At 69.5% G+C, this 26,774-nt stretch carries 18 protein-coding genes and 1 pseudogene; 10 read left to right on the forward strand and 9 right to left on the reverse strand.

The genetic code is table 11. The features are described from left to right. Positions 1-135: 135 nt before the first annotated feature. A complete protein-coding gene (gene polA / locus VIM19_20690) occupies positions 136-2,829 on the forward strand; it encodes a DNA polymerase I (GenBank protein ID HEY5187254.1) in 2,694 nt (897 codons plus the stop codon). A 118-nt stretch (positions 2,830-2,947) separates the two neighbouring features. Here polA and VIM19_20695 read toward each other — a convergent pair whose 3' ends face one another. After that, a complete protein-coding gene (locus VIM19_20695) occupies positions 2,948-3,904 on the reverse strand; it encodes a hypothetical protein (GenBank protein ID HEY5187255.1) in 957 nt (318 codons plus the stop codon). A gap of 427 nt (positions 3,905-4,331) precedes the next feature. On the opposite strand from VIM19_20695, the gene VIM19_20700 reads away from it, so the two are divergent. Both VIM19_20700 and VIM19_20705 read left to right on the forward strand, forming a co-directional pair. Continuing rightward, complete coding sequence (locus VIM19_20700; GenBank protein ID HEY5187256.1) at positions 4,332-6,083, forward strand: hypothetical protein; 1,752 nt, start codon at positions 4,332-4,334, stop codon at positions 6,081-6,083. A 36-nt stretch (positions 6,084-6,119) separates the two neighbouring features. Further along, positions 6,120-6,245, forward strand: coding sequence for a hypothetical protein (locus VIM19_20705; GenBank protein HEY5187257.1), 126 nt, complete (start codon positions 6,120-6,122; stop codon positions 6,243-6,245). Here the strand turns inward: VIM19_20705 and VIM19_20710 are convergent. Further along, a complete protein-coding gene (locus VIM19_20710) occupies positions 6,230-7,426 on the reverse strand; it encodes a glycosyltransferase family 4 protein (GenBank protein HEY5187258.1) in 1,197 nt (398 codons plus the stop codon). The two genes, VIM19_20705 and VIM19_20710, sit on opposite strands and share 16 nt — an antisense overlap. A gap of 197 nt (positions 7,427-7,623) precedes the next feature. On the opposite strand from VIM19_20710, the pseudogene VIM19_20715 reads away from it, so the two are divergent. Beyond that, positions 7,624-9,630 (forward strand): annotated as a pseudogene (locus VIM19_20715) (alpha-(1->3)-arabinofuranosyltransferase family protein). 2,052 nt (positions 9,631-11,682) lie between these two features. On the opposite strand, the gene VIM19_20720 reads toward VIM19_20715, so the two are convergent. Both VIM19_20720 and VIM19_20725 read right to left on the reverse strand, forming a co-directional pair. Further along, positions 11,683-12,855 carry an acyltransferase gene (locus VIM19_20720; GenBank protein HEY5187259.1) on the reverse strand — a complete coding sequence of 391 codons (1,173 nt, stop codon included), beginning with the start codon at positions 12,853-12,855 and terminating at the stop codon, positions 11,683-11,685. After that, positions 12,852-14,462, reverse strand: coding sequence for a hypothetical protein (locus VIM19_20725; GenBank protein HEY5187260.1), 1,611 nt, complete (start codon positions 14,460-14,462; stop codon positions 12,852-12,854). The genes VIM19_20720 and VIM19_20725 overlap by 4 nt, the downstream gene beginning before the upstream one ends. 433 nt (positions 14,463-14,895) lie before the next feature. Between VIM19_20725 and VIM19_20730 the strand changes: the two genes are divergently transcribed. Then, positions 14,896-16,005 carry a DUF3068 domain-containing protein gene (locus VIM19_20730; protein HEY5187261.1) on the forward strand — a complete coding sequence of 370 codons (1,110 nt, stop codon included), beginning with the start codon at positions 14,896-14,898 and terminating at the stop codon, positions 16,003-16,005. 205 nt (positions 16,006-16,210) lie between these two features. Further along, positions 16,211-18,175, forward strand: coding sequence for an acyltransferase family protein (locus tag VIM19_20735; protein HEY5187262.1), 1,965 nt, complete (start codon positions 16,211-16,213; stop codon positions 18,173-18,175). A gap of 45 nt (positions 18,176-18,220) precedes the next feature. Here VIM19_20735 and VIM19_20740 read toward each other — a convergent pair whose 3' ends face one another. Beyond that, entirely contained in the window at positions 18,221-19,015 is a 795-nt protein-coding gene (locus VIM19_20740) for a methyltransferase domain-containing protein (protein ID HEY5187263.1), read from the reverse strand. Positions 19,016-19,184: 169 nt separating this feature from the next. Between VIM19_20740 and rpsA the strand changes: the two genes are divergently transcribed. Beyond that, the gene (gene rpsA / locus VIM19_20745; GenBank protein ID HEY5187264.1) at positions 19,185-20,663 is read left to right on the forward strand and encodes a 30S ribosomal protein S1; all 1,479 of its coding nucleotides are present in this window, start codon (positions 19,185-19,187) and stop codon (positions 20,661-20,663) included. A 79-nt stretch (positions 20,664-20,742) separates the two neighbouring features. Continuing rightward, positions 20,743-21,339, forward strand: coding sequence for a dephospho-CoA kinase (coaE, locus tag VIM19_20750; GenBank protein HEY5187265.1), 597 nt, complete (start codon positions 20,743-20,745; stop codon positions 21,337-21,339). Positions 21,340-21,355: 16 nt separating this feature from the next. On the opposite strand, the gene VIM19_20755 is transcribed toward coaE, so the two are convergent. Next, complete coding sequence (locus VIM19_20755; protein ID HEY5187266.1) at positions 21,356-21,529, reverse strand: hypothetical protein; 174 nt, start codon at positions 21,527-21,529, stop codon at positions 21,356-21,358. A gap of 70 nt (positions 21,530-21,599) precedes the next feature. On the opposite strand from VIM19_20755, the gene uvrB reads away from it, so the two are divergent. Beyond that, positions 21,600-23,705 carry an excinuclease ABC subunit UvrB gene (gene uvrB / locus VIM19_20760; protein HEY5187267.1) on the forward strand — a complete coding sequence of 702 codons (2,106 nt, stop codon included), beginning with the start codon at positions 21,600-21,602 and terminating at the stop codon, positions 23,703-23,705. A gap of 98 nt (positions 23,706-23,803) precedes the next feature. Continuing rightward, the gene (locus tag VIM19_20765) at positions 23,804-24,787 is read left to right on the forward strand and encodes a TerC family protein (protein ID HEY5187268.1); all 984 of its coding nucleotides are present in this window, start codon (positions 23,804-23,806) and stop codon (positions 24,785-24,787) included. Between the two features lie 155 nt (positions 24,788-24,942). Here VIM19_20765 and VIM19_20770 read toward each other — a convergent pair whose 3' ends face one another. The 3 genes from VIM19_20770 to VIM19_20780 form a co-directional block, all read right to left on the reverse strand. Continuing rightward, positions 24,943-25,161, reverse strand: a complete 219-nt coding sequence (locus VIM19_20770) for a hypothetical protein (GenBank protein ID HEY5187269.1) — start codon at positions 25,159-25,161, stop codon at positions 24,943-24,945. A 115-nt stretch (positions 25,162-25,276) separates the two neighbouring features. Next, positions 25,277-25,930 (reverse strand): MBL fold metallo-hydrolase, encoded by a 654-nt coding sequence (locus VIM19_20775; protein HEY5187270.1) that lies wholly within the window; start codon positions 25,928-25,930, stop codon positions 25,277-25,279. A 26-nt stretch (positions 25,931-25,956) separates the two neighbouring features. Beyond that, on the reverse strand, positions 25,957-26,670 hold the full coding sequence (locus VIM19_20780) for a maleylpyruvate isomerase family mycothiol-dependent enzyme (GenBank protein ID HEY5187271.1): 714 nt from the start codon (positions 26,668-26,670) through the stop codon (positions 25,957-25,959). Between the last annotated feature and the right edge of the window lie 104 nt (positions 26,671-26,774).

Consider the following 26,774-nt stretch of genomic DNA (forward strand, 5'->3'; position numbering starts at 1 on the left):
CATCCGTTACCCGAAGGCCGCGTAACCATGTTCGGAAGACCGTCGATAAGCCGTGTGCGGGAAAACCGCACGCACGGTTTGAAAGGGGGATGGGGAACCAGGGCCGCTACGCGGCTCCTGCGCCCCTGACTACCAATGACCACCGCCGACCGGTCGACCGAGCGGCCGCGGCTGCTGCTGCTCGACGGGCACTCGCTGGCCTACCGGGCGTTCTACGCGCTGCCGGTCGAGAACTTCTCGACGACGACCGGCCAGCCGACGAATGCCGTCTACGGCTTCACCTCCATGCTGATCAACGCGCTGCGCGATGAGCGGCCCACCCACCTCGCGGTGGCCTTCGACGTCTCCCGGCAGACGTTCCGCAGCGAGGAGTACCCCGAGTACAAGGCCACCCGCAGTGCGACTCCAGACGACTTCAAGGGGCAGGTGAGCCTGATCCAGGAGGTGCTGGGCGCGCTGAACGTCCCGGTGCTCCAGGTCGACGGGTTCGAGGCGGACGACGTGATCGCCACCTTGACCAGCCAGGCGGAGGCCGCCGGGTTCGAGGTCGACATCGTCTCCGGTGACCGGGACGCGTTCCAGCTGGTCAGCGAGCGGACCACCGTCCTGTATCCCCGCAAGGGGGTCTCCGACCTGGCCCGGATGACCCCGGCTGCGGTCGAGGAGCGGTACGGCCTCACGCCGACTCAGTACCCCGACTTCGCCGCCCTCCGCGGCGACCCCAGCGACAACCTGCCGAGCATCCCGGGGGTCGGCGACAAGACGGCGGCGAAGTGGGTCCGCGAGTTCGGCTCGCTCGCGGAGCTGATCGACCGGGTGGACGAGGTGCCCGGCAAGGCGGGGGAGTCGCTGCGGGCGCACCTGGCCGAGGTCGAGCGCAACCGTCGGCTGACCGAGCTGGTCCGCGACGTCCCCCTGGACCTGGGGCCGCTGGACCTGGCGCTTCGCCCATGGGACCGGGACGCCGTCCACAAGGTGTTCGACGCCCTGCAGTTCCGGGTGCTGCGCGACCGCCTCTACCAGACCCTCACGTCGACCGAGCCGGAAGCGGAGTCCGGCGTCGAGGTCACGGTTTCGGCGCTCCCGCCCGGGGAGCTCGCCGCCTGGCTGGGCTCGCACGCCGCCAACGCCCAGCGCTGCGGGGTCGCCGTCCACGGGACCTGGGGGAGAGGGACCGGGGAAGTATCGGCCGTCGCGGTGGCCGCCGCCGACGGCAGCGCGGCCTGGTTCGAGCCGGCCGAGCTGTCCGAGGCCGACGACCGGGCGTTCGCAGCCTGGTGCGCCGACCCGACCGCCCCGAAGGCCCTGCACGACGCCAAGGGGCCACTGCTGGCGCTGCGCGCCCGCGGCTACGACCTGCAGGGGGTGACCAGCGACACCGCGCTGTCGGCCTACCTGGTGCTCCCCGGCCAGCGCACGTTCGACCTCGCCGACTTGTCACTGCGCTTCCTCAAGCGCGAGCTGCGCGCCGACGACGAGGGCACCGGCCAGCTCTCCTTCGACGGCGCGGAGGAGGCCGCGTCCGTCGAGGTGCTGGGCGTGCGGGCCGCTGCGGTGATGGCCCTCGCGGACGTGCTGGACGCCGAGCTGCAGGCAAAGGGGCAGACCCCGCTGCTGCGCGACGTCGAGCTGCCGCTCGTACGGGTGTTGGCCGACCTGGAGCACGTCGGCATCGCCGTGGATGCCGACCACCTAGCCCATCTCGAGGCCCACTTCGCCGGCGAGGTGAAGGCCGCCGCCCAGGCGGCGTACGCGGTGGTGGGGCGGGAGTTCAACCTCGGGTCGCCCAAACAGCTGCAGGGGATCTTGTTCGACGAGCTCGGGCTGCCCAAGACCAAGCGGATCAAGACCGGGTACACCACGGACGCCGACGCGCTGCAGGGGCTGTTCGCGCAGACCGGGCACCCACTGCTGGAGCACCTGCTGCGGCACCGGGACATGTCCAAGCTGCTGGTGACGGTGGAGGGGCTGCAGAAGTCGGTCTCCGACGACGGCCGGATCCACACCACGTTCAACCAGACCGTGGCGGCGACCGGGCGGCTGTCCTCGACCGACCCGAACCTGCAGAACATCCCGATCCGCACCGACGAGGGACGCCGGATCCGGCAGGCGTTCGTCGTGGGGCCCGGCTTCGACTCGCTGATGACCGCCGACTACAGCCAGGTCGAGATGCGGATCATGGCGCACCTGTCCGGCGACGAGGGCCTGATCGCCGCGTTCGCCTCCGGGGAGGACCTGCACACCACCGTCGCGTCGCGGGTGTTCTCGGTGCCGGCGTCCGAGGTGACCCCGGTGATGCGCGGCCGGATCAAGGCGATGTCGTACGGGCTGGCCTACGGGCTGTCCGCCTACGGGCTGTCCCAGCAGCTCGGCGTCACCCCGGACGAGGCGCGCGGCCTCATGGATGAGTACTTCGAGCGCTTCGGCGGCGTGCGCGCCTACCTGCACGACGTCGTCGACGAGGCCCGCCGCACGGGGTACACCGAGACGATCATGGGACGGCGGCGCTACCTGCCCGACCTCACCTCCGACAACCGGCAACGGCGCGAGATGGCCGAGCGGATGGCGCTCAACGCGCCGATCCAGGGCTCGGCCGCGGACATCATCAAGGTCGCCATGCTGCGCGTCGACGACGGGCTGCGCGCCGCCGGGCTCGCCTCTCGGGTCCTGCTGCAGGTGCACGACGAGCTGGTGCTCGAGGTCACCGACGCGGAGCAGCCCGAGGTCGAGGTGCTGGTCCGGGCCGAGATGGCCGGTTCCTACCCGCTGCGGGCACCACTCGACGTGTCGGTCGGCTACGGCCGCACCTGGGACGACGCCGCGCACTGATGGATGGAGGCGCCGCCCCAAGGTCGGGCAGCTGAGCTCGGGTTCGCCGTGCCGGGTCGCTGGAGGCCGGCCTAGGCGACGCGGAGTTCTCGCAGTACCAGGCACGTTCGATGAGTGCTCACGACAGGGGCAGACGTACCGAGCCCGTCCTTTGCTGCCCACGTTCGAAGGCAAGGGCAAAAAGGAGCAACAACCCTGTCGTTGCCAGCGCGGCGGTGACCACCTCGACCGGCGAGCCGTGGGCCCGCCAGGCAACCACCAGGCTCTCAACCCCCACGGCCGCCCAGAGGCCCAGAACGGCCCAGCGGTCCCGGCGGGCAAGCCGGCCGAACAGGAGGAGCTGGGCGAGGCTGAAGCATGACCCCAGCAGGGCGAACATCCAGGCGTAGCCGTCGAGACCCGAGTACCCGTGACCTCCGACCAGCAGGACGGCGAGCCCGCCGGTCGCGGCCACACCCAACGTGACCAGGACACCGCTGGCGGCGACCAGGACAACCGAGATGCGCAGTGTCGACTCCCGGCGGGCCAGGTCGCTCATCCGGGGCAACGCAAGCACGACGACGAACTGAGGCAGCCAGAATGCGACCTTGGTGATGACCGATCCCACACCGTACTTGCCTGCCTGGTCCGCGCTGAGGAAGTGCCGGGCGAGCAGCAGGTCGAGGTTCGACAGCACCAGGAAGGCCAGCATCGAGTGCACGGCGTGCGCGGTCTCGCGGACGCCAACGGCAGGCCTGCGCGGCCTCCCGACGCCACTTCTGACCATGAAAGTGGCGGCCACGGCGCTCAGGGACGTTCCGACGGCCATGAATGCTGTCACGCCGATCAGGGTGGGCGTGGCCAAGACCCCCGCAATCGCCCCTCCGAGCCTGCCACCGGCAGTGAGCAGGAGCAGTACGGCCAGCAGTCCGAAGTCTTCCTCCCCTTGGGCCAGCCCGAGGACGTAGCCGGTCCATGTGAGAGGTACCAACGTCGCTGCGAGAAGCGCGACCGGTGTGGGGGATGGCAGGTGTAGGAACGCCTGTAGCGGGCGGGCGGCCGCGACGGCGACGATCCCGATGGCGATCGAGGCCACAATGGCCATAAGAGCCAGCCGCCCAGACTCGGAGGGTCTCGCGGCCAGCCGTGCCTGAACCACCCTCCGCGTGGTCACCGTCTGGACAGACGTCGACGCGACGTACCCGATGACGATCAAGCCCAACAGCGACGCGAGCGCACCGAACCCAGCCGGTCCGAGGCGCCGTGCCGCGATGATGTTCAGGCCGTAGGCCGATACGTTCGCAAGAGTGACGACTGCAGCGATGGCCACGCCCTCACGGACAACGTGAGTCGACGTCGTCACTCTGGCAGCTCGAGCCCACATGGTTGATCTGGTTCGACCCACCCGAAGGTGCCTCCCCGCCAAGGGCGCCGCGAGATCATCGAACGCCGGACTACAGTGCAGCGCACAATCGAGGACACGGTAGCCTCACTGGCTCCTCGGCCGAGGAGGTTTGGCAGCGATGCTGCGCAGGGGGTTGAGGAGCCGGCCGAGCTACCTGCTCCTCAGCTGGGTCCTCCTACTGACGCTCGCGATCCTTGCGCCCACTCTTCGACGCGGCTATGTGCTCACGCACGACATGGTGTTCACCCCTCGCCAGAGCCTCCTTCCGGACTCCCTGGGCGTCGGCTCTGCGCTGCCGCGCGCAGTGCCCGTCGACGCGGTCGTCTCCGTGCTGACGACGGTGGTTTCGGGCCAGGTGGTGGAGAAGGCCGCTCTCCTGCTCACGCTCTTCTTCGCTGGGTGGGGGGCGGGCGTGCTGGTGCCGTCCGGCTCCACACTCGTCAGGTGCCTTGCCGCAACGCTCTACCTGTGGAATCCCTATGTGGCCGAGCGCCTGTTCATCGGTCACTGGAGCCTGCTCGTTGCCTACGCCGCCCTGCCCTGGCTGATTCGCTCCCTCCTGTCGCTGCGAGCTGGACGAAGCAGGGCTTGGGCGTCCATCGTGCCGCTGCTGGCTGTGTCCGCAGTGACTCCCGGAGGCGGATTGATCAGCGCGCTCACCTCACTGTCGGTGCTGGCCTGGCCTGGGATACCGGGCCGGCTCCGTGACACCGGGCGGCTCGTGGGGGTGTGGGTGCTAGTCAATGCCCCGTGGTGGCTTCCCGGAGCGCTGCACGGCGCGACTGGTGCCGGCTCGGCTGGTGGCGTCGATGCCTTCGCCTCACGGGCGGAGCTGCCGCTCGGCACTGTCGGAAGCCTCATTGGTCTGGGCGGGATCTGGGATGCCGATGTCGTCCCGGCGTCCCGGGGGTCTGTCGTTGCGCTGGCTGCCGCACTGCTGTGGCCGGCGCTGGCGATTGCGGGCTGGGACTGGCTGCGCAGGGGATGGGGTGGCGCAGCGGCGGGTCTGCTCGCTGCAGCAGTTCTCGGTACCGTCCTGGCAGCGGCAGGCGCCGTTCCAGGCTCTTCCGAGGTCCTGCGCTGGGCCGTAGTATCCCTGCCGGGGGCCGGTCTTCTCCGCGATGGGCAGCGGCTGGTCGCTCCGCTCGCTCTCGTCCTGGCCGTCGCAGCGCCGCTCGGCCTGGCTCGGTTGGTCCAACGCTTGGCCGAACCGGCGGTCCGGACCGTGGTCCTCGGCGGGCTCCTCCTGCTGCCCATCGTGGTGCTTCCAGACCTTGCGTGGGGAGGGCTGGGGCGCCTCGATCCGGTTCACTATCCAGCGGACTGGCGACAGGTTCGCTCCATCCTCGCCAATGACCCGCAGGGTGGCGACGTCGTCGCTCTGCCCTGGCAGCCGTACCGACAGTTCTCGTGGAACGGTCGACGGACCGTGTACGACCCGGCCCCACGGTTCATGACGCGAGAAGTGGTGCTGGACGGCAGCCTGGCCGTCGGTGGGCTCACGGTGCCGACGGATGATCCCCGGTCCGCTCGCGTGGGAGCGCTGCTCAGTCAGCACCGGGTGCCCGACCTTCGCCTTTTGGGGGTCGGTTGGTTCCTCGTAGAGAAGGGGACCCCCGGGGTCGTCGATCCCGCACTGCTCCAGCAGGGTGTCCTGGTCTTCGATGGGCCAACGATCGCCCTCTATCGGATCGGCCCAGCGACAGGTGGCGGCTGGCCGCGGGAGTCCTGGCTCGTGGCCTCAGTCGATCTGATCGTGCTGCTCACCGTCGCCGCTTCGGTCGTCTTGCTGGCGCGGTTCTGGCTGGTTCGGCCGTCGTCGCGTCTCGGCGCTGCTATCGTGCGAAAGAGCGGGTACGGGAAGCCTTGACATTCGGGAGAATCGCTCATGGGTACGGTTGCGGGGTTGGCAGTCTCGTTGGCCGTCGGAGTCGTTTTGGCCGTCGTGGCCACGTTCACCGGCGCCACGTTGATCCAAAACAGCGCCCCGTCGACGGTGAGCGCGCCGCTGGTGGTCTACGGCAGTCGTTGAGCTGTGCTGACGCTGACGCGAGGATCTGTCGCGGCGACCCGGCGGGTGCCGCTCAGCGCCGCGTTCAGGACGATCCCGAACGACTCAGCCGTCTGAACCCAGGTGAAGGACTTGGCACGATCTCGGGCCGCGGCGCCGAGCGATTCCCGCAGGTCCCGGTCGGTCAAGAGCTGGTGCAGCGTATCGGTGAATGCGCGGACGTCGTCGTCGACCAGGACGCCGGTCACGCCGTCGACGATGGACTCGGCGACCCCCCCAGCGCTGTGATACGCGACCGAGGGGGTGCCGTGAGTGGCTGCCTCGACGACGGCCAAACCCCATCCCTCCTTGAGCGAAGGCAAGGCGAGCACCCAGGATTGGGCCAACAGCTCGTGCTTGCGCTTCTCGTTGACGAAGCCAGTGAACTCCGTCAGGTCATCCACGCCGAGCCGTTGCGCCTCCGCGTTGAGCCGGTCTGACCACCAGCCGTCACCGACAACCACGAGTCGGATGCCCGGCATTGTCGTCCGGAGCTCCGCGACCGCCTGAAGACAGTGCTCAACCCGCTTATGTGGCACCAGTCTTCCCAGAACGATGAGGGTGGGGACGGGGGATCGCTCGACGGGTCGGATCGGGACTTCCTCGGTGCCGTTGTGAACCACTGCCACCCGTTCCGCGCGGATCCCCAATTCGGCGAGCTCGCGTTTGGTCACCTCTGATACGGCGACGTACTGACAGTTCCGGTAGATCCTGGGGGCGAGCCAGGACTCGACCCACCAGCCGATCCGGGCCCGAACGCGGCCGTAGACGATCGGCCACTGCTCACGGTGCACGTGATGGACGAGCACGATCACCGGCCGGCGGGTCACGAGGCGGCTGAGGAAGGGCACCCCGTTCTGCACGTCAACCACGACGTCCACGTGACCGAGCCGGTGAGTGGCGATCGCGGTCGCGGCCGCTGGGTATACGCCGAGCTTGCTGCCTCGACGGACGAACCGCACTCCGTCTCGCACCTCGTCGTCGGGCGCATTGCGGTGAGCGGCGCAGACGATCGTCACCCGATACCCGGCCTGGACCAGCGAGGCGGCGACCCTTTCCACGTAGCGCTCGGAACCTCCGCCTTCCGGATTGTCCGTGTCGCGCCAGTTCAGGAAAGCGACATGCGGCGCCCGGGCGGCGCTGACGGGGGTCAGGCGCTGCATCGTCCCCGACCTCCTGCCCTTCGCCGGCCCGCTTCCGGTGGGAACGAACGTAGACCACTTCGAGTCTCCGGATGGCCTGGAAGCGAGAAGTCCCTCGGTTAGGGTCGGGGGATGCTCGCGCGCACCGCTACCCGCCGCTCCCCGCGGCGATGCTCTCGGGGGACCATCAGGTGACCCTTGGGCCGCAGCCGGTGCACATGCGCGTCGTCTGGTGGACCCGACACGCGGCGATCTGCGCTCTTCTCGCGGCTCTCACGTTCGCCCAGGATCCCGGGCAGGTGGTCCCGGACACCAAGGTCGACTTGACCGCGAATCCGCTCGGCCTGCTCACAAGGTCGCTGCACATGTGGGACCCCCACGGCTATCTGGGACAGGCGCAGGACCAGGCCTACGGCTACCTCTTCCCGATGGGACCGTTCTTCCTGGTCGGGCGCTGGTTCGGCGTCGCTGCCTGGGAGTTGCAGCGCCTTTGGTGGGCACTCCTTCTCTGCGTCGCCTACCTCGGGGTCGTCCGGCTCGGCCGTGTGCTCGGTATCGGCACACCGTGGTCGCTGGCGGCGGCCGGCCTGTTCTACGCGTTCGCCCCGCGGATGGCCGGTGACGTCGGGCCGATCTCGGTGGAACTGCTCCCGATGGTGCTCCTGCCGTGGGTCGTGGCCCCGCTAGCCGTAGGCACCCGGTACGGCTCACCGCGCAAGGCCGCCATGCGCAGCGGGGTGGCGGTGTTGTGCATGGGAGGGGTGAACGCCTCCGCGACCCTGTCGGTGCTGCCACTGCCGCTCCTGTTCCTGCTCACCCGTGAGCGAGGCCAGCGACGGCGGGCGCTGATGGGCTGGTGGCTGCTCGCCGTCGCGCTGGCCGTCGTCTGGTGGGTGGTGCCTCTCATCCTGCTCGGCCGCTACAGCCCGCCCTTCCTCGACTGGATCGAGAACGCCCACGTCGCCACCGCGGCCACGTCGCTGGTCGAGACCCTTCGGGGCAATTCGAACTGGCTCTCGCTGTTGACGGGTCCCTACGGCCCGCAGCGGCCCGCAGGATGGTGGTTCGCGACCAGTCAGCTTGCGGTCCTGGACACGGCCCTTGTCGCCGCCCTCGGCCTGTACGGTCTCGCCCGGCGTGATCTACCGGAACGCCGCTGGCTCGTGCTCGGTGTCCTCATCGGCGCGGTAGCGGTCACCTTCGGGCACCTCGGTGCCCTGGCACCGCCGTTCGCCGGGTTGGAGAACCGGCTCCTGGACGGTGCGCTGGCCGCCTTCCGCAACGTGCACAAGTTCCAGCCGCTCGTGACGCTACCCCTGGCGCTCTCCCTCGCACACGTGGTTGGGCTCGTCACCTCCGCTGCCGCGGCTCGCTCCCCGAGCGTGGCATTCCCGCGCCCTGCCGCTGCGGGCTCGCTGCTGCTTCTTGCCCTGGCCGGAGTCGGGTTCGTCCTGCCGGCCGTGGACGGTTCGCTGGTGCCCCCCGGCAGCTACGCCGGGATCCCCACGTACGAACAGCAGGCGGCGGGCTGGCTGGACCAGCGGGCCAGCCAGGGCAGCGTTTTGGTGGTTCCAGGGTCGTCCTTCGCGGTGTTCACCTGGGGGACGACGCAGGACGACCCGCTCCAAGCGCTGAGCCGCGACGACTGGGTTGTTCGAAGTGCAGTTCCGCTGACACCGGCTGGCACGATTCGAATGCTGGACGCTGTCCAGCAACGGCTCGCCACGGGTGTTGGTTCTGCCGGACTGGCCACGTACCTCGCCCGCGCCGGGATCGCGTTCCTCCTTGTTCGGAACGATCTCGCCTACGGTCAGGCCGACGCGCCGCGACCCGTCCTCGTCCATCAGGCGATCGACGACTCGCCCGGTCTGGCACGAGTCGCCGCTTTCGGCCCGCTGGTTGGTGGCACGCAGGATGGTGCCGTCACTGAGGACCAGTCGCTGGATCGCCCTTACAACGCGCTCGAGGTGTACCAGGTGACCGTCCCGGTCGCCGCCGTGAAGGCTGTGCCGCTCGCGGACTCCCCACGGGTGGTTGGGGGACCCGAGTCGCTGCTTTCGCTTGACGACGGCTCTGTGTTCCAGGGCACGCCGACCAGAATCGTCGGCGCCACTGCTGGTGGGGCCGTCGGGCCTACCGTCGTCACGGATGGCCTTCGGCGGCGTGCGCGCAACTTCGGCCAGATCGACAACTCGGCATCAGCGACGCTCACCCCCACCGAGCCGAGTCGCTCCTTGGGCGTCGTTCCCGACTACTTCCCACCAGGTTCCGGCCCCCGGACCACTGCGAGATACCTGTTCGCGCAGGTGTCTGCGTCCTCGTCCGCGGCAGACGTCTACACCGTCGGCGGGGCGCGCCCATACGAGCAGCCCTACGCCGGAGTGGACGGTTCTGGTGTCACCCAGTGGGTCTCGGCTCCCGCAACGACGGCAATCGGGCAGTGGCTGCAGCTGACCTTCCCGTTCGCGACCGACGTGCGTGGGAGCACATTGCAGCTTGGCACGGATCCCTCGGGATCAGTACCGACCCAAGTGGTTGTCTCCGGCGACAGCCAGCGGTACGTCGTCAATGTCGACAACCCGCAGGGGACCGTCCAGCTCCCGGATCTGGCGCCCACGAAGGCGCTTCGCATCACGTTGTCCGCCGAGAGCGGTGGCGGCGGCCTTCGCTCGTTCGCGATCCGGGAGATCGACGTGCCCGGCGTCCAGGTGCAGCGCACCCTGGTGACCTCCCCCGCTCCGCCAGGCTCTCTGGCGGCGGCCATCGTGCTCACGACGGCAGATGGTGCAGTCAACGGGTGCCCTCGATCGCAGGGGCGCTCCTGGTGCGCCTCCGGCCTCGAGGCCCCAGGTGAGGACGAACTCGGACTGGACCGTACCGTCGAGGTCGGCACGGACCGTGAGACGCTGCCGGTGCACGCCGTCGTGCTGCCGCATCCAGGCGCCGCGCTGGACAGGTTGATCGACCTGGCGTACCCCGGGATCCGGGTGACCTCGAGCTCCGCCTCGGTGAGCGATCCCGCAGGTCGCGCGCAATCAGCGTCCGACGCGGACCCGACCACCGGCTGGGTAGCTGCGACCGACGACGCTAGGCCGACGCTGGATCTCACCCTGCCGGAGAAGCGCGAGATCTCATGGTTGCGGCTTGACGTCGACCCGTCTCTGGCTGCCTCGCCTCCAACGGCTGTCCACATCAGCGCGCCCGGGCTCATTGCAGACGCCCCCGTCCCCCCGGACGGCCTCGTCGTGCTGCCTCGTCCGGTGGTCGTCGACAGCCTGTCAATCTCCTTGGTGGCGGCGCAGCAAAGGCAGTCCCACAACCCGTACGACAACATCACGTCACCGCTGCCGGTGGGAGTCTCCGAGCTGACTCTCGGCGGTGCCGAGGACCTTCGACAGCCGGTCGACCTCCAGCGACAGGTGCAGTTGCCGTGCGGCAGCACGCCCTCGGTCATCGTCGACGGGTTGGCCGTCCGGACCCAGGGCATGACAACAGTGGGTGACCTCATCGCGCTGCGGCCGATGGCGCTGACCCCCTGTGGCCCGCGATCTACGGCCGAGGTCGGTCCAACGAGCCGGATCGAGCTTCACTCGACCGACCTGTGGACGGCGCGGCAGGTAGTCCTGGGGCCAGCCGTGGACGTCGTGGTCCCTACGATCGCCGCCCGGGTTACCGTCGACTCGCCGGCGAGCCGCAGCATCGATGTGGCAGCGCGACCCTCCGCGACGCTGCTGGCCTTCTCCCAGAACGCGAATCCTGGCTGGCGCGCTACGGCGGGAGGACGGCCACTGGTCGCCGTGACCGTTGACGGGTGGCGCCAGGGCTACGTCCTACCGGCCGGTCCGGCCACGTCCGTCACGATGACCTTCGGCCCGGATCACGCCTACAGGCTCGGCCTGCTGGGGGGGCTGCTCGCCGCGATCCTGCTCGTCTCCGCCGCTGTGGCCCCTGCGAGAGGCGGTGAGACCGCCCCACGGAACTCAAGCAACCGGCTCGCGACCCCGGTTGCGGTCCTGGTCGCCTGTGTGCTGATGGCCACTCTGGGATGGTGGCCGGCAGCGTTCACCGCCTTCCTTGCCGCCGCAACGGCGCGGTGGTGGCCGGCGGTAGCCCGCTGGCTTCTTCCGGCGGTGGCGGCTGCGACCGCCACGGCGGCGGGGCTTGTCCTGTTGTCCGCCCCGTGGGGCGGGAGCTCCCCGTACATCGGTAACTCGGCGCTGCCCCAGGGCCTCTGTCTCGTCTCCCTCGCGGCCGTGGCGGGCGGCTTAGCGTTTCGGTCAGAGCGGAACCCTGCGTTTCAACCGCAGGAAGGGTCGCTCGAGGATCGACCAGCTGGTGAACGAGACCGCGACCGTCCAGGTCCAAGTGAGGGCGAACACGGCGAGGAACCCCCCAGCGAACTCATGCAGGCCAAGGACCTGGAAGGCCGTAGACAACAGGATGAGGTGCCACAGGAACATGCCGTAGGAGACCTCACCCAGGCGGTGCGCGACGCCGCCACTCGTGATCCGCAGGAACAGCCCCGGCCGTTCCGAGGGTAGCGCCGCTGGAAGGACCACCAGGACAGCGATGACGAGGTAGAGGAGGTTCTTCACCACGGCTGCTCCGGGCGTCTGGGCCGCCTCGAACGCTCGCGGCCCCGCGATCGGGGTGGCGGCCAGCAGCAGGAGCGCTCCTGCGGTCGCCCAGCAGGTACCCGGTGACGCTGCCAGTGACCTCAACGTAGACCCCCATGACGGCAGCTCTCCTGGCGCAAGCAACCGTTCGACAAGGGCAGCGAGCAGCATCCCTGCGCCGAACCAGGCCAGGTAACCGGGCAACCAGAAGGACCAGTACGAGGGTCGGCCGGCACTGTGCGAGAGGATCTGCCAGTAGATCCCCACAACGAGCATGACGATCGAGCCGGCGATCACGGCGCGCAGCTGGCCCACGACGCGCCCGACGGTCGTGATCGCGAGCGCGAGCAGCGGCAGGATCAGGTAGAAGGCCACTTCTGTGGCCAGGCTCCACATCTGGGTCAGCCCCTCCGAGAGCAGGCCGGGAGCGTAGATCTGAACGAGGAGGAGCTGGGCGACCCACTGTCGGGGGGTTGCCGCGATGTTGGCCGGCATCAGGGTGAGGGCCACGACGACGACCAGCCAGTAGGCCGGGAGGATTCGCAGGGCCCGATGCAACAGGTACGCGGAGGCTTTCGGCCGGCGGGCGTCGAACTGGGCGGCGACGGCCCACGGGCGGTAGAGCAGGAACCCAGAGAGGACGAAGAAGACGGCCACGCCGCAGTCCATCCGTGCGAGCACCGCCCCAACCGGCCCGCGAGCAGCGGTCCCGGTCTGGAACGCGGCGTGGGTGCTGAGTACCGCGGTCGCTGCCACGACGCGCATCGCGTCCAGCGCAGGGAGACGTGTGAGCGGGATGTCCCTTGCGCTGGGGGGGAGAGTGGCGATGGTCATGGACCTATCACGACCTCAGCCTGTCCGACTTGCGCGGCTCCGATGCACATTACGGCTGCGGGGTCCTGCAACGTGACGTTCAACTGGTCGCCGCCGCCCGCGAGCACGACGTAGACGTCGTGGAGCCCGCGTTCGAAACGCACCGGGACCGCGGGACCTGAACCTAGCTGCACCGTTCCATCGGTGCTGGACCCGTCCATATAGGCGAGGTGAAGGGTGTGCTGCCAATTGACGGCTGAGGCCGCAAGGCGGACGAGGCCGGCGCCGTCCGCAATCCGCCAGCACCCGGGGAGCGGCGGCGCAGCAGCTTCGGTCCCGCTGACCGCGCCAGGTCTGAGCACCCCATCCTGATCGAAAACCTGAAGCCGGGAGGTTTGGGCCGTGAAGGGTGGGCGGTTGGGATACGCAGCGAACACTCGTGAGGTGAGGTTGTCCGGGTATGACAACGGGAAGAGGACAAAGTCCGGGACGGTTTGGGGAAGCAGCCCCACGGCTTGGGGGGCTGCCTCGAGGCTCCGCTTCATGTTCACCAGCCACGGCTTCGAGGTGTTCGTTGTCGACCAGATATGGCCATAAGCCATGCTTGACGCCAGACAAAGCAGCAGGAAGGTCGCAGCTGTGACGGTGGCCACCGCGGTTGTCTGCGCCGGGTTACGGGCAAGGACTCGACGGGTGACGGCGACGGCCTCCTGCTCCACTTCCCCTCGGAGGGGCATCAGGACCAGCCCGAGCATCAGGGCGACGAAGACGGCGCCGTCGGCCGTGTACCGCAGCGCCAGTGGGAGCAGCGGCGCGAACGGGGCCGCCCCCCGGCCCACCTGGATGACGAACAGGTCAACGAGGACGTAGGCCGCCGCTGCAAGCCAAGCTCGGCGCGCCCTCATGCGGATGGCCGACGTCGCCAGCACGACGACGGTCACGGCTCCGGCGGCAGAGACCATCAACCAGACAGGGGGGTTCACGATGGCGCTGCCGTTGCCAGTGGGTACCCAGTCCACTGGCCCGCCCACAGCGGCGGGCACCACCGCCTGGCCAAGGCCACGTACCACGAGCTCGAGGAGCACCTTCTGGGGGTCTCCGAGCATGCTTGGGCGATCGCTCAAGGACAGGTAGACGACGACGTAGGCCACGGCGAGGACGGCGTAGGCGCGCCACAGCCACCTGAACCGCCAGAGGCTGCCGATCCAGGAAGTGCCGGTGGCACGGGAACCTGGCGCAACGACGAGCGTGGCCAGCACGACGCCCACGATGATCAGTAAGGACTTCTCGAAGAAGACCAGACTGACCGCCACGGCCCCGACCTGGCCGCCGAGATACGTCAGCCGCTCCGTCCTCAGGTAGGACAGGTGCATGCCCAGGGCGACGGCAAAGGCCGCCTCCATGGGAAGGATGTTCACCGCGGCTGCCCACCAGAGACCGGACGGGAGGGTGAGCGGGGAGAAGAGGAACAGCCCAAGCGGCACAAGGATCAGCGGACGGGCGCCGAAGGCTCTGACCAGCAGCCACAGCACCAGCGCGGACACTGCGGCCTGCAGGACCAGCAGCTCGATCGTGAGCGCGATCGGCGCCAGGGGCGCGAGCCTGGTCGTGAGCCAGGCGATCGCCAAGCCACCCGGCATGAGGTGACCGTCGTGCTGGTCAAGGAGGAACCCGGGACCACTCCGGCCTGGGACCGAGACAAGGCTCTGGAGGGCGAAGTCGTCGCTGTAGAGGGAGCCGCGCAGCGAGAGCCAGGCGTGGACCCCCAGCTGGATAGCGATCAGCCCTGTGGCGAGCGCGAGGACGTGCGGCCGCCGAATCCCGGTCAGCCGGACGTCGGCCCTGTCTGTGGGTGCGCCTTCCCGCGCCGTGAGCGGGAAGGCGAGGAGTGTCATCGGTACTCAGCTCATCACCGTGCCGTTTCCCGGGGCGGGCCGCCGGCCGGGGGCCCAGGGTAGCGGAGATTCCGCGGCGAGCAACCGCGAAGTCGCCACCGAGTCTGCTCAGTTCCGATACGGTCACCAGCGAGGCGGGAGCGAAGGCCATCGGAGGTGGGTCACGGTGCGGAAGACCCTGGGACTGGTGCTAGTCGGTCTGGGCGCATTGCTGTTGGTCATTGCGCCTCTGCTCAAGTGGTACGTCGCTCCACGCGCGGAGGTGACCCCACTGGCCTGCACGGGCACCACGCTGTGTGACGGTGGTGTCAGCCTCTCGCCCTCTGCGGGTATGGCTGCCACGCTGTTCGACGCGGGCGCACTCAAGTCGGTCACCAACGTGTCGTTGGTCTCGACGAGCCGGTACCGGACCGACGTTGCCGCGAGCCACGGGGCCGACAACCGAACTGTTTTCGAGGTCTTCCAAAGCGTCAACGCCTCGCCTGTGAGCCAGATCTCGGCCCCGGACGGACTCGTCGACGCATCAACGTCGCGGTACGCCTTCGACGGGCACACGTCCGACATGATCAACTGCTGCAACGCTAACCTGTCCGGTACGCCGATCACCGACTTCACCGGCATGGTGCCGTTCAAGTTCCCGTTCAACGTGGCTCAGAAGTCCTACCCCTATTTCGACTCCACTCTCGGCAAACCGGTCACGATCGAGTTCAAGGGCACCGCGACCCTCCAAGGACTCAAGGTCTACAAGTTCAGCCAGACAATCCCGCCAACGCAATACGCGACGCTTGAGGTTCCGGGCTCACTCGTCGGCCAGCCGGACCAGCCCTCAGTTAAGGCCCCGCGGTTCTACACGAACGAGCGGACGGTTTGGGTCGAGCCGACGACGGGGTCAGTCGTCAACGGCACGGAGCACCAGCGGCAGACTCTGCGTGGCTCTGACGGCACCGACCAGCTGGTTCTGCTCGATGCCACGTTGTCATTCACCCCCGAGAACGTCCGAGGTTCAGTCGACGCCGCGAAGAGCGGCGCGAACAAGATCAACCTGATTGGGAGCACCCTGCCCCTCATCTGTTTGATCCTTGGGCTGGTACTGCTGCTGCTCGGTCTCTACTTCGCCCTCGGTCGCCAGGGGGGCGCCGCTCATGCCGGTCCGACCGGTCCGAAGGACAGCCCCGGCAGCACGGCCCAGACCGAGGCCGCTACAAACCTGACTGCTTTGCTCAACGAACCACGTCCCGCGAGCCCCGATCTACCTGGGCCCCCACCGGGGACGTAGAGCCTCGGTCACGGGTCCGAAGTCCGAGCCCGCTCCGGATCATGATTTGTGGGCGACTTCATCTCTCAGGGCAGCGCCGGGGACTACACGTGGCTCCACCGTCGCTGAGCTGACCTATTTCCCTGATGGGGATTCATGGCAAGGCACCAGCCGCCCTTCGCTACCGGGATAGTCTCCTTGCCTCGGGTGGACAAGAGGAGCCGGGTTGGCAGAACGCACGCTCCCGCATCGGCCTGCCCTGGACGGCGTGCGGGCTCTGGCCGTGCTTGCCGTCCTGCTCTACCACGGGGACGTGCCGTGGACCCAGGGCGGATTCCTCGGGGTCGACCTGTTCTTCGTGCTCTCCGGCTTTCTCATCACCTCGCTGCTGCTCCGCGAGCACGAGGTCACCGGTCGGCTGGATCTGGGCCGATTCTGGGCTCGCCGGGCGCGACGGCTCCTCCCGGCGCTCGGGGTCCTGCTGGTCGTCGTGATGTGGGTGCTGCCTCTCGCCGGTGTCGTGTGGGGGCAACGCGTGCGCGGCGATGCGATCGCGACACTGGTCTACGTCTCTAACTGGCGCTTCATCCTCACCGGACAGTCCTACGTCGACCAATACGCCGGTCCGTCGCCCCTGCTCCACACCTGGTCCCTGGCCATCGAGGAACAGTGGTACCTCGTCTTCCCGCTGATCGCCCTGTTCGTCCTCTCGCGGCCCCTCGGGCGGCGGTACCTGCCATGGATTCTCGGCCTGGGCGTGGCCGGCTCTGCCCTGCTGACGATGGTCCTCCAGGCTCATGGCGCCAGCCTGACGCGGTTGTACTACGGCACGGACACGCGGCTGCAGGCCATTCTCGTGGGCGCCCTCGCTGCCAGCTTGATCGGCCACCGGGTCTGGGACCACGAGCCGGGGGGGCACCGGGGCGCCTGGTATCGGTCGGTCTCGCTACCAGGATTCGCGGTCCTGGTGCCACTGCTCGTCCTCGCCCGGCCGGAGTCCGCGTGGCTGTATCAGGGCGGGCTGCTTCTCGTGGCAACTGCTTCGGTACTCGTGGTCGTCGGGGTCGCCGCGGAACCGGACGCCAGCGGTCCGACCCGTTGGCTGGGCTGGCGCCCGCTGGTCCTCCTGGGCACCATCTCGTACGGGGTGTACCTCTGGCACTGGCCGGTGTACGTGGTCCTCGACGCGCAGCGGACCGGGCTGAGCGCAGCGCCGCTGCTGGTCCTGCGGATCCTCGTGACGTTGGCCGCCGCCACCGGCTCATACCTGCTGGTCGAGCGTCCGGTCCGGCGGGGCTCGTTGCCGCAGCTGGGTCCCATGCCGGCCGAGGCGCTTCTGGACATCTCCGCGGCGGTCGTCATCCTCGCCGTGCTGGTCCCTTTGCCGGGCAAGGCCGTGCCCTCGTCCGACTCGATAGATGCGCTGGCGAAGGTCGCCGCGAGCCTTCCCAGCACTGCTCCTCAGGCGGCGCCGCCCAGCCCAAAGGGTACGGCCATTCGGTCCGTCGTGCTGGTTGGGGACTCGCAGGCCCTGAGCCTGTACGCGGGAATCAAGGACGATCCTTCGAGCACTCTCACGGTCCGCCTCGTGACCCGGCTCGGTTGTGGAGTCGTCCCCTACGTCTCCGTTGTGGGCGGGCAGCCAGTGAGCCCGCAGGAGCCGCTCTGCGACGACTGGGCCAAGGCGCGAGGGTCCGAGATCGCGAATGCGGCTGGTGACCTTGGGGTGCTGTTCGCAGGCAGCTGGGAGCAGTACGACCGGTGGGTGGATGGGCGAGCGGTGCCCTACACCGACCCGGAGTGGATGACGCTGACGGTCGCCGACTACCGCACGGTGCTCGCCGAGATCCTCCACTCCATGCCCCACGCCGCCGTCGTCCTCGACCACTGCCACGACGTGCCGAACGTCGACATCCCGGCCAGCACGCTGTTCCAGTGGGGGCGTTACCCACCGGTGGTCAACGATCCCGGCCGCATCGCGGCGACCAACCGCGCGGTCGAGACCGCGGCGTCGTACTTCCCCGCCGTCACGGTGGTCGACGTGGGGAGCCTGCTGTGCGCCCACGGCTACCAGGCCTCAGTCGACGGGGTCCAGCTGCGCACCGATGGACTGCACTGGACCACCGAGGGTGCGCGTCTAGTATGGCGGTGGATGGAGCCCAAACTCGTGGCAGGTGCCGGGGTCCCGTGAGTGCGGCCGCCCACCTTCATAAGCTGCAGCGCCCGGTCTGGGCCGCTACCGAGTGACGCACACGAAGATCGCCGTCCCAGGGACCAGCGCGCCGCGTAGGGGGCTCCAGCCGCCCCAGGTCGAGCTGTTCGACGCCGGCCACTCCGGCTCGACCAGGTCCACCAGCTCGAACCCGGCGGCCACGAGCTCGCGCACCCTGTCGCCGAGCGTGCGGTGGTGCTCCACGTAGGTCGCTCGCCCGGCGTCGTCCTGCTCGACGTAGGGCGCCCGGTCGAAGTACGAGTGCCGCACCACCAGGCCCTCGGGACCGGGGGAGTCCGGCAGCGCCCAGCGCAGCGGATGGGTCACCGAGAACACCCAGCGCCCACCCGGGCTCAGCACCCTGGCCACCTCGCGGTGCAGGGCGGTCGGGTCTGCGACGAACGGTACCGCCCCGTAGGCCGAGCAGGCGACGTCGAACGACGCCACGGCGAACGGCAGCGCGCAGGCGTCCGCCTGCACCAGCGGCACCGGGACGCCGGTGGACGCCGACAGCCGGGCCGCGTGGGCCAGCTGCCCGCCCGACAGGTCAGTCGCCACGGCACGGGCCCCCGACGCGACCAGCCAGCGGGCTCCCGAGGCGGCCCCGCTGCCCACCTCGAGGACCCGCCGTCCGCCCACCGGGCCGAGCAGCCCGGCGTCCGCCTCATCCAGCCCCTCGGGGCCCCAGACGAAGCGCACGTCGCCCAAGAAGCTGCCATGCTCGGCCTGGTAGGCGTCCGCCTCGGCGTCCCACCAGGACCGGCTGGCCCGCCGGGACTCGTCCGTCCCAGCCGGCCGGCGCTCGATTGACCCTCCCACCTGCGCAAACGTAGACTGTCCGCTGCGTTGTGGGCCTGCGCGACCTCGGACCGAGCAGGCTCGCGCTCGATGCGTCTCCCCAGTCCTCCCTGACCGGGTCCCGGCACGTCGATCCACGGGCCCTCTGCGCGCCGTTCGACCATCTGTCCGCATCGGAGTCCCTACCCCTATGACCGCAAGCACCGCCGACACCGTCGCCGTCCCGACCGCGACGCCGCAGGTAGCCGTGAACGACATCGGCTCCGCGGAGGACTTCCTCGCCGCGATCGACCTGACCATCAAGTACTTCAACGACGGCGACATCGTCGAGGGAGTCATCGTCAAGGTGGACCGTGACGAAGTCCTGCTCGACATCGGTTACAAGACGGAGGGTGTCATCCCCTCCCGCGAGCTCTCGATCAAGCACGACGTCGACCCCAACGAGGTCGTCAAGGTCGGTGACGAGATCGAGGCCCTGGTCCTGCAGAAGGAGGACAAGGAGGGCCGGCTGATCCTGTCCAAGAAGCGCGCCCAGTACGAGCGCGCCTGGGGCACGATCGAGCAGCTCAAGGAGGAGGACGGCGTCGTCACCGGCACCGTCATCGAGGTGGTCAAGGGCGGCCTGATCCTCGACATCGGGCTGCGCGGCTTCCTGCCGGCGTCCCTGGTCGAGATGCGCCGGGTGCGCGACCTCCAGCCGTACGTCGGCAAGGAGCTCGAGGCCAAGATCATCGAGCTGGACAAGAACCGCAACAACGTCGTGCTGTCCCGCCGGGCGTGGCTGGAGCAGACCCAGTCCGCGGTGCGGCAGAACTTCCTCACCACGCTGCAGAAGGGTCAGGTGCGCAGCGGCGTCGTCTCCTCGATCGTCAACTTCGGTGCGTTCGTGGACCTCGGCGGCGTCGACGGTCTGGTGCACGTCTCCGAGCTGTCCTGGAAGCACATCGACCACCCGTCCGAGGTCGTCGAGGTCGGCCAGGAGGTCACCGTCGAGGTCCTCGACGTAGACATGGACCGCGAGCGGGTCTCGCTGTCGCTCAAGGCGACGCAGGAGGACCCCTGGCAGCAGTTCGCCCGGACCCACCAGATCGGCCAGGTCGTCCCCGGCAAGGTCACCAAGCTGGTGCCGTTCGGCGCGTTCGTCCGGGTGGACGAGGGCATCGAGGGCCTGGTCCACATCTCCGAGCTGGCCGAGCGCCACGTGGAGATCCCTGAGCAGGTCGTCCAGGTCGCCAACGACATCTTCGTCAAGGTCATCGACATCGACCTCGAGCGGCGCCGGATCAGCCTGTCCCTGAAGCAGGCCAACGAGGGCACCATCGGCGAGGCCGTGGAGTTCGACCCGACCATGTACGGCATGGCGGCGAACTACGACGAGCAGGGCAACTACATTTACCCCGACGGCTTCGACCCGGAGACCGGCGAGTGGCTGCCCGGCTACGAGACGCAGCAGGCCGAGTGGGAGAAGCAGTACGCCGCGGCCCAGGAGCGGTTCGAGGCGCACAAGGTGCAGGTCGAGGAGGCCCGTCGCAGCGACGCCGAGGCCACCACCGAGGCGCCGTCGGCCTACTCCTCCGAGGGCAGCGACGACGCCGAGGAGGCCGCTGGCACCCTCGCGTCGGACGAGGCGCTGGCCGCGCTGCGCGAGAAGCTGACCGGCGAGTCCTGATCCAGCGGACTGGCTGGCTGCGGCCCCGCACCCCACCGGGTGCGGGGCCGCAGCACGTTCTCCGTCTACGCTTCGAACCGTGCTGACGATCGGGCTCACTGGCGGGATCGGGGCCGGCAAGAGCGAGGTGGCCCGCCTGCTCATGACCTACGGTGCGGTGCTCATCGACGCTGACCGGATCGCCCGCGAGGTGGTCGAACCGGGCACCTCGGGTCTCGCCGAGGTCGTCGCGCAGTTCGGCTCCGAGGTGCTGACCGCAGACGGGGCGCTGGACCGGGCCGCCATGGCGCGCCTGGTGTTCGGCGACGAGCGGGCCAGGCGGCGGCTCGAGGCCGTGGTCCACCCGCTGGTGGCCCAGCGGACCCAGGACCTGCTCGCATCGGTCCCACCGGACGCCGTCGTCGTCCACGACGTCCCGCTGCTCGTGGAGAAGGGCTACGCGGCGCGCTACGACATGGTCGTCGTGGTCGAGGCGCCCGAGGACGTGCGGGTGGACCGGCTGGTCGAGCACCGGGGGTTCAGCGCCGAGGACGCCGGTGCCAGGATCGCCGCGCAGGCGACCCCGGCCGAGCGGGCCGCCGTCGCCGACGTCGTCATCGACAACGCCGGGACGTTCGCTGACCTCGAGGTGCAAGTGGCCGAGCTCTGGGTGGAGGTCACCTCACGGCTGGCCTGACCGCACGGCCGCCCGCTCAGGTGCTCACCAGGGCGTCGACGACCAGCAGACTGAAGACGACGACCATGATGCCGGCGGCGACGACCAGCGGGACGACCCAGCGGGAGTAGGGGTCGGTGCGCACACGGTGCCGCCCGGCCGGCCACCAGGGGTGGGTACGGCGGTGCCGCGGGAGGGACGCACCAGCCACCTTCACCATGATAGGCGTCGGCGGCGGACGGCCCTGGGCGGTTGTCGGACCCGCCCCCTACCGTGGACCCATGCGCCCCGTGACCGACCTGCAGCGCCGGGTGGCCCCGTTCCAGGTGATCTCCGAGTTCTCGCCGTCCGGCGACCAGCCCGCCGCCATCGACGAGCTCGAGCGGCGGGTCCGCGCGGGGGAGCGCGACGTCGTGCTCCTCGGGGCCACCGGCACCGGCAAGTCCGCGACCACGGCCTGGCTGGTGGAGCGGCTGCAGCGGCCGACCCTGGTGATGGCCCCGAACAAGACCCTCGCGGCCCAGCTGGCCAACGAGTTCCGCGAGCTGCTGCCCAACAACGCGGTCGAGTACTTCGTCTCGTACTACGACTACTACCAGCCCGAGGCGTACATCCCGCAGACCGACACCTACATCGAGAAGGACTCCTCGATCAACGACGAGGTGGAGCGGCTGCGGCACTCGGCCACGAACAGCCTGCTCACCAGGCGCGACGTCATCGTGGTGGCCTCGGTGTCGTGCATCTACGGCCTGGGCACCCCGCAGGAGTACGTCGACCGGATGGTGCGGCTGCGGGTCGGCCAGGAGTTCGACCGGGACCAGCTGCTGCGCCGGTTCGTGGACATTCAGTACACCCGCAACGACATCGCGTTCACCCGGGGCACCTTCCGGGTGCGTGGCGACACGATCGAGATCTTCCCGGTGTACGAGGAGCGAGCCGTTCGGATCGAGATGTTCGGCGACGAGATCGAGCGGCTGATGACCCTGCACCCGCTCACCGGCGAGGTGGTGACCGAGGACGAGGAGCTGTACGTCTTCCCGGCGTCCCACTACATCGCCGGGCCGGAGCGCATGGAGCGGGCGATCGCCGGCATCGAGGCGGAGGCTGCGGAGCGGCTGGCCGAGCTGGAGCGGCAGGGGAAGCTGCTGGAGGCGCAGCGGCTGCGGATGCGTACGTCGTACGACGTGGAGATGATGCGGCAGGTCGGCAGCTGCTCCGGGATCGAGAACTACAGCCGGCACATCGACGGCCGCGCGCCCGGCACGCCACCGAACACCCTGCTCGACTACTTCCCCGAGGACTTCCTGATGGTCATCGACGAGTCGCACGTGACCGTGCCACAGATCGGGGGCATGTACGAGGGGGACATGTCCCGCAAGCGCAACCTGGTCGACCACGGCTTCCGGCTGCCCAGCGCCATGGACAACCGGCCGCTGCGCTGGGAGGAGTTCGTTGAGCGGGTCGGGCAGACGGTCTACCTGTCGGCGACCCCCGGCCCCTACGAGCTCGGCCGTGGCCACGGGGTGGTCGAGCAGATCATCCGGCCCACCGGACTGGTCGACCCCGAGGTCGTGGTCAAGCCCACGAAGGGCCAGATCGACGACCTCGTGCACGAGATCAGAGAGCGGGCCGAACGGGACGAGCGGGTGCTCGTCACCACGCTGACCAAGAAGATGGCGGAGGACCTCACCGACTACCTGCTCGAGCTGGGCATCCGGGTGCGGTACCTGCACTCCGAGGTCGACACGCTGCGCCGGGTGGAGCTGCTGCGCGAGCTGCGGCAAGGCGAGTTCGACGTCCTCGTGGGCATCAACCTGCTGCGCGAGGGTCTGGACCTGCCCGAGGTGTCCTTGGTGTCCATCCTGGACGCCGACAAGGAGGGGTTCCTGCGGTCGGGGACGTCGCTGATCCAGACCATCGGCCGGGCGGCCCGCAACGTCTCCGGCCAGGTGCACATGTACGCCGACCAGATCACCCCGTCCATGCAGCACGCGATCGACGAGACCAACCGGCGCCGGGCCAAGCAGGTCGCCTACAACACCGAGCGCGGCCTCGACCCGCAGCCGTTGCGCAAGCGGATTAGCGACATCACCGAGCTGCTGGCCAGGGAGGACGCCGACACCGAGCAGCTGATCGGCTCCGGCCGCAGCCAGTCGCGGGGAAGGGGGCCGGTCCGGGGAGGTGGCCGGGGCGTCGACGTCGGCCGGCACTCCACCGACCTGGCCGGGATGCCGCGCGCCGAACTGGCCGACCTGATCCAGCAGCTCACCGACCAGATGCACGCGTCCGCTGCCGAGCTGCAGTTCGAGGTGGCGGCCCGACTGCGCGACGAGATCGGGGACCTGAAGAAGGAGCTGCGCGGCATGGACGCCGCAGGGGTCGGCTGACGCGGCCTGGGCCTCCGATGGCGAGGAGACGACCTCGGGCGGCCAGCCGTTAGGGTGGATTGAGCCGGCCCTTGCTCCCGGAAGGAACGTCACGCTCCATGGACGTCTCACCAGCCGTCTGGGGCGCCACGCTCGCCGGCATCCTCGCCGTCATCGCGATCGACCTGGTCGCGGTCAGCCGCCGACCGCATCGGCCGACGATGCGCGAGTCGACCGCGTGGGTCTTCTTCTACATCGCGCTCGCCCTTGCCTTCGGGGCCGTGGTCGCCGTCGCGTTCGGCAGCCGCTACGCCGGTGAGTTCTACGCCGGGTGGCTGACCGAGTACAGCCTGTCGGTCGACAACCTGTTCGTGTTCGTCATCATCATGTCCCGGTTCCGGGTCCCGGCGACCGCCCAGCAGACCGTGCTGATCATCGGGGTGATCCTGGCCCTGGTGTTCCGCGGGATCTTCATCGCGCTCGGCGCGGCCGCGATCGCCCGGTTCTCCTGGGTGTTCTACCTGTTCGGCGCGTTCCTGCTGTACACGGCGTACAAGCTGTTCAGCCACGACGAGGACGAGGAGGACGAGTTCAAGGGGAACGCGCTGTTGCGCCTGGTGCGCCGGGTGGTGCCCACCGCCCCCGACTACGACGGGATCAGGCTGCGCACCACGGTGGCAGGGCGACGGCTGTTCACCCCGATGCTCGTCGTGATGGTCGCCATCGGCACCACCGACGTGCTGTTCGCCCTCGACTCCATCCCGGCGATCTTCGGGCTCACCAAGGAGCCCTACCTGGTGTTCACGGCCAACGCGTTCGCGCTGATGGGCCTGGTCCAGCTGTACTTCCTGCTCGGCGGGCTGCTGGACCGGCTGGTCTTCCTGGGCCGGGGGCTGGCGGTCGTCCTCGCGTTCATCGGCGTGAAGCTGGTGCTCGAGGCGCTGCACACCAACACGCTGCCGTTCATCAACGGGGGCGAGCCGGTGCCGTGGGCGCCGGTGATCCCGATCACGCTGTCGCTGGTGGTGATCGTGGTGATCCTCGGGGTCACCGCCGTGGCCAGCCTGCTGCACACCCGCCGGACGGCGCAGGCCGACGGCTGAGCCCGGCCGCGCGCCATTGGTCCCCGACCATTTGCGTGGGAACCAGCGCGTGCGGGCTCGCTCACCGGCGCGACGTCCCCGACCCCCATGGTCGCTGGGTCCGTGACCGAGAAGCCGAGTCGTTCAGAACGCGAGTAGGCGTCGGCGTGTCGCAGTCAGGCCAGGTCGAGGACGTGGGCGCGCGCCCAGCAATGCTCAGTGGAGCAGTCTCGGCAGTAGTGCGCCGGGGCCACGCCGTCACCCAGCACAAGGCCGCGGGCCGGTTGTCCGCGCCCGCAGCTGTGGGCGGTGTCGTCGAACCCGCTCAGGTCCACCGGCTGGGTCAGCGGCGAGGCAACGACCAAACCGGCCCGGAGCCTCTCCGCGTCGTCCATGACTGCATCGTGTACCCGATCGTTCGGCTGTGGCGGCTTCGGTGGCAGCTTCCTCGCGGAGTAGGTGACCAGCCCCCGCGACGGCCCACCGGGCTCGCGCCAAACCTTCTGGCGTTCACCAGCCGCGGGCTGCCCACTTGGCCAGGTGGGGACGCTCGTCGCCGAGGTTGGTGTCGTCGCCGTGGCCCGGGTAGACCCAGGTCTCGTCGGGCAGCTTGTTGAACACCTTGGCCAACACCCCTTGGTAGAGGGACTCGAAGTCTGCCGGGCTTGCTGTCTTGCCTACGCCCCCTGGGAACAGGCAGTCGCCGCTGAACAGGTGCGGGCTGCCCTCCGGGTCGTCGTACAGCAGGGCGATGCTGCCCGGCGTGTGCCCGACCAGGTGGATCACGGCCAGCTCCACCTCGCCGAACCGCACCCGGTCGCCGTCGCGCAGGAACACGTCGGTCTCGACCGGGATGCCCTCGGAGTCGTCGGGGTGCGCGAAGGTCCGTGCCCCGGTGGCCTTCGCGACCTCGGCCAGCGCCTGCCAGTGGTCCGCATGCCGGTGGGTGGTGACGATCCCGCCCACCCCGCCGGGACCGATCAGCTCGAGCAGCCGGTCGGCATCGTTGGCGGCGTCCACCAACAGCTGCTCGCCGGTGACCCGGCAGCGCAGCAGGTAGGCGTTGTTGTCCATCGGGCCGACCGAGATCTTGCTGATGACCAGCTGTGCCAGCTCGTGGACGTCGGCGGATCCACCCGGGTGGACGTGTCCGGTGTAGGGCATGGCAGCCTCCTGATCCGAGCCAGCGGTCATTGCCACGGCGGTGCGGACGGTACCGAACCGGTCCCGTCGAAGGACAGCCCGGTCCCGTCGCTGCGGCCGACCAGCCAACCGAGCAGGTCCTGCGCGGGGCCGGTCAGGACCGGCCGGTCGGGCGCGAGAGCCCACGACCGTCCGGTGTCCGGGTCGCGGAGCACGCCGACGGGGGAGCCGCCGATGGACGGCGTCAGCTCGGCCAGCGTGCGCTCGGCGAACGCGAGCGACCAGTCGGCCGGGTGGTAGGCCGCGGCGAGGTCGACCAGGTGGATCTCGACCTCGCGGATCCGGCGCAGCGGCAGCCCGGCAGCCGGGACGGTGGCCCCGGACCCCACCCGCAGCTCGACGCCGAGCGCGCCAGCCGGCAGGTCGGCCAGCGCCGCGGCGAGGCGTTCGCTGGCGGCCTCGGTGTCCGCGACCTGCTCGGACGCCGGCCGGCCCGCATCCCGCTCGATCTCGGCGTCCCGCGCTGCGCGGCCCCCCGGGTACATCGGGGTCTCGACCCCGGTGCGGGCCCAGGTGGCCAGGTTGACCAGCCCGTCGGCATTGCGGGCGAGGTGGGTGACCACGTGCCCCCGGGTCCATCCGGGGAGCAGCGACGGCTCGCGCAGCGCTGCGTCGTCCAGGGCTCGCACGGCCGCGACCAGCCGGACCGTCGAGCCGCTCAGCTCGGCCAGTGACGCCGCGTAGGGGTCAGCAGGGGGCATGCCCCGACCGTACTGCTCCGTCTCGGTGGGCGGGGCGGCCGGTCGCCGAGGACGCACCTGTCGGTGGCCCCGGCTAGCCTGGACGCTGCGCGACCTGCCCCCGA

The organism is Actinomycetes bacterium, assembly GCA_036510875.1.
Taxonomy (GTDB): domain Bacteria; phylum Actinomycetota; class Actinomycetes; order Prado026; family Prado026; genus DATCDE01.